Source organism: Exiguobacterium sp. s36, assembly GCF_018618345.1.
Lineage (GTDB): Bacteria > Bacillota > Bacilli > Exiguobacteriales > Exiguobacteriaceae > Exiguobacterium > Exiguobacterium chiriqhucha.
Genome location: NZ_JACSLW010000016.1, coordinates 1 through 5,102, shown reverse-complemented (window position 1 = coordinate 5,102; position 5,102 = coordinate 1). Strand labels below are relative to the sequence as shown.

7 protein-coding genes and 1 pseudogene are annotated in these 5,102 nt (G+C 45.8%); 4 read left to right on the top strand and 4 right to left on the bottom strand.

Annotated elements, in window-relative coordinates; translation table 11 throughout:
• Nucleotides 1-402 (top strand): annotated as a pseudogene (locus tag KNP95_RS15740) (DUF58 domain-containing protein); the annotation flags it as partial.
• Nucleotides 403-701: 299 nt separating this feature from the next.
• Here the strand turns inward: KNP95_RS15740 and KNP95_RS15735 are convergent.
• Complete coding sequence (locus KNP95_RS15735) at nucleotides 702-1,046, bottom strand: hypothetical protein (RefSeq protein ID WP_214838316.1); 345 nt, start codon at nucleotides 1,044-1,046, stop codon at nucleotides 702-704.
• 174 nt (nucleotides 1,047-1,220) lie between these two features.
• A complete protein-coding gene (locus KNP95_RS15730) occupies nucleotides 1,221-1,427 on the bottom strand; it encodes a hypothetical protein (protein ID WP_029336186.1) in 207 nt (68 codons plus the stop codon).
• Between the two features lie 333 nt (nucleotides 1,428-1,760).
• On the opposite strand from KNP95_RS15730, the gene KNP95_RS15725 reads away from it, so the two are divergent.
• On the top strand, nucleotides 1,761-2,330 hold the full coding sequence (locus tag KNP95_RS15725) for a hypothetical protein (protein ID WP_214838313.1): 570 nt from the start codon (nucleotides 1,761-1,763) through the stop codon (nucleotides 2,328-2,330).
• A gap of 2 nt (nucleotides 2,331-2,332) precedes the next feature.
• Complete coding sequence (locus KNP95_RS15720) at nucleotides 2,333-2,959, top strand: hypothetical protein (RefSeq protein WP_214838310.1); 627 nt, start codon at nucleotides 2,333-2,335, stop codon at nucleotides 2,957-2,959.
• A 197-nt stretch (nucleotides 2,960-3,156) separates the two neighbouring features.
• On the opposite strand, the gene KNP95_RS15715 is transcribed toward KNP95_RS15720, so the two are convergent.
• Together KNP95_RS15715 and KNP95_RS15710 are read right to left on the bottom strand one after the other, a co-directional pair.
• Nucleotides 3,157-3,363 carry a hypothetical protein gene (locus tag KNP95_RS15715; RefSeq protein WP_214838307.1) on the bottom strand — a complete coding sequence of 69 codons (207 nt, stop codon included), beginning with the start codon at nucleotides 3,361-3,363 and terminating at the stop codon, nucleotides 3,157-3,159.
• Between the two features lie 394 nt (nucleotides 3,364-3,757).
• Nucleotides 3,758-4,213, bottom strand: coding sequence for a JAB domain-containing protein (locus KNP95_RS15710; protein WP_214803761.1), 456 nt, complete (start codon nucleotides 4,211-4,213; stop codon nucleotides 3,758-3,760).
• 371 nt (nucleotides 4,214-4,584) lie between these two features.
• Between KNP95_RS15710 and KNP95_RS15705 the strand changes: the two genes are divergently transcribed.
• The gene (locus KNP95_RS15705; protein WP_251138582.1) at nucleotides 4,585-4,926 is read left to right on the top strand and encodes a YolD-like family protein; all 342 of its coding nucleotides are present in this window, start codon (nucleotides 4,585-4,587) and stop codon (nucleotides 4,924-4,926) included.
• Nucleotides 4,927-5,102: the final 176 nt, after the last annotated feature.

Genomic DNA, 5,102 nt, shown 5'->3' with positions numbered 1-5,102 from the left:
AGACAAATCGACTGGTATGCGACGGCGAAGAAATCGACTTTGCAAACGAAACTGTACCAGCCGGTCAATCAAGACATGTTCACGGTGTATCTCGACTTGTCGGCTTCGAATGGAATCGGCCTTCATCATCAGTTCGAAGAGTTGATAGAGGATACGGCATTGGTCAGTCGGGAATTGATTGAAAGCGGCGGGAAGGTCGAGCTGTTTGTGAACCGATTAGATCAAAAGGGACATGTCAATCACTTGAGCATCCAAGAAGGGGCGAAGCAGCTTAAAAACATCCTCGCCTTACTCTCTAGTCTCTCGGAGCAAGATCACTATATGGGTTCAACCCGTTTCTCGCCTTACGTGACGAAAATAAAAAACAAGCAAGCTCAGCTCATAAAAATTGCATCAAGCTAACTGACTTTTTAAAAGCCGAGTTAGCTGATGCATTTTTTATATATAGACAGTGCACTAGATGATGCTGGTCCATGTACATGAAAAAACACCATTCCGCCGAATGGTGTTCCTCGCGTGGCGTTAGACGCACCCCCGCTCTTGCTTTTGACGTTGTCATTACGCTCCGTGCCTCCCGTCAGAAAGGACCAGGAACATAGAGATGCGTTTTAAAGCAGCTCTTGTTATCGGGCCGTCAGGGGGGCAGCGGTGCGATGAGCGACTTCGCCACGGGGCGTTAGACGCTCACGCATGAGCCCGGATCACCATTCCTTCTCCCATGCCCCGTCCTCAGAGACTCCCCAATCCTCGAACCGATACTTGATGAGCCAATGGACGTGCATCACTTCATATTCGAATACACCCTTGGACAGCTCCGAGACGACGAAGCTCACGTCTCCATCCGCCACCACCCATGTCCCGTATAGATACACTTTCTTGATCGGACAATCTTCTGAATCCAGATAGATCAACACCCGGAAGTAGGGCGAGTTCCGTCCGTCATCGAACCGGACGACCTTCTCGACGCAATGTGCCTTGTCGACGACACGCATCCACTCGGGATGTTCCATCAGTTCAGAGAACACGGTCCGGACGAACGGATCCAATCCTTCGAACGCATAGTCATCAAGCAGCCCTCATCCATCACGTCTCACCTCTTCCGGTTTTCTATAGAACGATTCCCCGTCCAGAGCCCGTTCAGTCCTTGTTCATGAGACTACAGAAATGAAGACTTTTAAAAAGTGTATACACATATACATGTATACAATCATTCCTTTTTCTTATGTACGACGATTCCGTCGAAGCATATTCGTATTGAAAAAGACGGTGAGGTGGGTCAAGCGTTCCCCTTCCTTCACATCACAAAGAAGATCCATGCTCACAAGTTTTAAGTCGTCAAAATCTTCTTGGAGCCGGTCAGGAAGACGTCGAAGCAATACCTCCGTCATCTCGTCCATCGTCTGTTGATCTAGTTGGTAGCTGTCCATCTGAATCATCCTCTCCTGTTGATAGCCTCATGATACCTCGCATCCAAGCAGGCAACATCTCACCTAATTCCACGTAAGCCCTGGTGTTGTTTCAAACAAGCCCTAGGGCTTGTTTAGAAATCATGGTCATTTTCAATAAACAAGCCATGTTTTACTTCTATCGTTTTATCAAAAAATCACGAGACAGAACAAAACTTCACCCTATATCCACGCACGAACCACTCCGTTTTCGTCATACGAAAACGACCCTTAGAAGAGACAATAATAGATGGATTTTATATAAAATCAAACGGAGACTCCATAGAAATCCTAGCTCCTAAACCTACAGTATCTGTGCAACGCAGTGCATTGTTTAAAGCTCTTTCAAAATTTATGGAGCATGGACGTGTTCAAATTCGCAAACCTAAAAATGACAAAGATACTAAAGGAGACTTAGTTGAGACTGTAAAAGTTAAATCAAAAAATAATAACAATACAAAGCCAGGTCTAGATGCAGCAAAAGCATATATGCAAAACAAGGACCATATTGCATTCCCAAATGTATTACCCGGCGCCAAAAAACCGCTTATACTAAAGAATGAGAGATTTGGGCATATGTTATATCGACATGACCTTAGATATTGGATTGGGACGTCCGGTCCTGGAAAATCAAAGCCGCAGACATTTTTCCCACCCGATACGACAAACACACAGATATTAAACGCCCTTTCAAAAACGCTTCATGCGAGAAAATCAAAGATTGCAAATGACTTTTTGAAATATAAAGGTGAGAAATTCTTTCAATATGATGCATATGTCGATGGCAAGTTTTATCGCGTAGGTATTCAAAAGTATGCAGATGGATCAAGTAAGAATCCGCAAGTAACGCAATTCTATCCAAAAATACAGTATTGGAGGTACTGACATTGAAAATCTATAGCATTAAAAACCTGGTCATCATGTATCGAGAGATGAATTCTGAACAGGAAATCTCTTTGGTAGAATTACTCAATGATAAAGAGATGGAACTATTTGATTTTTTAGAGAACGAAGAGATGTCAGGTGAACTCATATACTATATCAAATACTCAGACGGTGAAGAACAAGTCGTGACTCATGACAAGTCCGAACCTGATTTAAGCGAAGGTACATTTAGATTGTTCGATTTCGCTCAACGCTGGCTCACCGTATACGAATGGCGAGACTCCAAAGAATTTGAAACAAGACGAGAATTCCTCAAGTTCGATTCCCTCTATGAAGGTCTTAGATATTTGGCCGGTCCAGAAAAATGGTCCTATTACTCTAATCTTTCCTCTGAAGAGCTCGAAGAACATTTGGGACCAGATACACAGGGACTGGACGAGCATGAAAATTCAGATGAACGCTTAGAGATGTATTTAAGAAGTGAGAAAGATTATTTATTTGAAGGAGAATGGAATTCAAGAGAAGGAATCAAGAGTGGCCGTTACTATGATCCATATCTAGAGAGATGGATTAACATCCCAGAATCATATATTGCATTAAGGCCCTTCATTCTAGGGGTAACTTATTAAAAAGTGTGAAACTAAAGTATGAAAAAACGCCCTTCGCATATAAATTGGACGGGGGTACCCTAATTTTCTTGAGATAATATAAAAACACCTTCGGCGTGGTACAATTTTTAAAATGTGCTAGCATCAAAGGTGTTTTTGCTTGAATAAAAACATTTACTAGAAAGATTATATGAAGATATACGAACTTCTTTTTGTTCTTATGTACGTCGATTATGGCGAAGCGTATTTGTACTAAAGAAGACGGTAAGGTCGGTCAAACGTTCTCCTTCCTTCACATCACAAAGAATATCCATGCTCACAAGCTTTAAGTCGTCAAAATCTTCTTGAAGCCGGTCAGGAAGGCGTCGAAGCAATACCTCCGTCATCTCGTCCATCGTCTGTTGATCTAGTTGGTAGCTGTCCATCTGAATCATCCTCTCCTGTTGATAGCCTCATGATACCTCGCAAGCAAGCAGGCAACATCTCGCCTAATTTCACGTAAGCCCTGGTGTTGTTTCAAACAAGCAATAGGGCTTGTTTAGAAAACATGCTCATTTTCAATAAACAAACCGTGTTTTCACTTCTGTCATTTCATCAAATAGTCTTCTTACGAGACAGACCAAAACAACGTCCAATCTTCACACACGAACCATCTCGTTTTCGTCATGCGAAAACGACCCTTTTCCTTCCGGATCCCGCTCTATGGATCCAGGCGAGAGCAACGCGAGTCGCCCATCCCGTCAAAGAAAAACGTACGTTTTTCGTCCTTGCCCTTCCCGGACGGACCGGGACCGGTCCCCCGGCCCCACTCCATTCCGTTCAACCCATGTAACCTCGCTGTTTCATGCTGACGTATGACTCGTCCGCACCGAGGATGAGATGGTCGAGCACCGGGATGCCGATGAGGTCGCCTGCTTCATGTAATCGTTCGGAGACGAGGATGTCCTCCCGGCTCGGTGTCGGGTCACCGCTCGGATGCTGGTGACAGACGATGAGACACGAGGCGTTGTTCAGGATGGCGCATTTGAAGACTTCCCGTGGGTGGACGACGCTCGAGTTGACGCTCCCGACGTGCGCCCGGTGGACGCCGATGACCCGGTTCTTCGTGTTCAGCATGATGACGAGGAACACTTCACGGTCGTCGTCCCCGATGAACGATGCGCCGATTTGTCGGGCACTGTCCGGCGAGTGGATGATGGCGTGCTCGAGGGCGACCATCTCCTCGCGAACCTCTTGCTTGATACGAATGACCTCGATGATGGCGGATAGTTCCATGATAATTTGTCCCCTTTCGGATAAGCTGTCCTCAGAACGAACACCGTTGTGCGTCCTGTTGACGGGAACGCAGCGAGCGTCGGGAGACGGTGCAAGGGCGACCGCAGGGAGAGCCTCAAAAAAATGCGTAGAGCGCACGCAGAACCAGGCTTCCGTAGCCAACGAGCGAAAAGCCTCGCTTTGAGCCTAAAGCGAAGGAAGACGGGCCGGAGGGCGCGTCATTTTTTTGACGTCCCTTGCACCGACGACCAGCGAGCTAGAGTACGGAAACAGGACGCAGGGATCAACAATCATGAAAAAGGCTGTTCAAACGGGACAAATCAGGTATAAAATAGGAACAAGTGTTCGTTTTATAAAAAGGAGTGATTGTGATGACGATGTATCGCGATCGGGGTGAGCTGAAATGGATCCCGTTCCTCATGCCCGAGCACAAGGCGCTACTGACGAAATACTATAAAGAGATTCAAAAAATTGAGATGCCAGATATCGATGAACAGGTCCTATCGGTCTATGAGAATGTGCTGAATGACGCGATCTTCAGCGGGGATATGGTGGAGGTGAAATATGTGGAGGATCGGGAGATGAAACGATTCAAGGGGTTTGTGCACCGGACGAATTACATGGAGCGGACCGTCGAGCTGGCCAATCAGCGGGACGGGATCATCCATGTGCCGTTAGAGGCAATCATTCACGTGGAACAATCGATGGACTAACGCCCTGGCGGTTGCTGACGAAAAATCCTTTGCTGCTTTTATAGATGTATCAGTTAAAAGTTGCAGTACACTGATATCTTTAAATCATTCCGTTTGTCAATTTAAGCTAGACAGATCGACTCCATTCAGGTGACTCAAAAATGCCTCCAACGGTGTGCGGTAATTCAGTGACTTTC

Bases quoted from the DNA above. Each gene is read 5' to 3' on its own strand.
- KNP95_RS15730 (WP_029336186.1), bottom strand. From the start codon at position 1,427: ATGGACAGCTACCAACTAGATCAACAGACGATGGACGAGATGACGGAG.
- KNP95_RS15715 (WP_214838307.1), bottom strand. From the start codon at position 3,363: ATGGACAGCTACCAACTAGATCAACAGACGATGGACGAGATGACGGAG.
- KNP95_RS15710 (WP_214803761.1), bottom strand. From the start codon at position 4,213: ATGGAACTATCCGCCATCATCGAGGTCATTCGTATCAAGCAAGAGGTT.
- KNP95_RS15705 (WP_251138582.1), top strand. From the start codon at position 4,585: ATGACGATGTATCGCGATCGGGGTGAGCTGAAATGGATCCCGTTCCTC.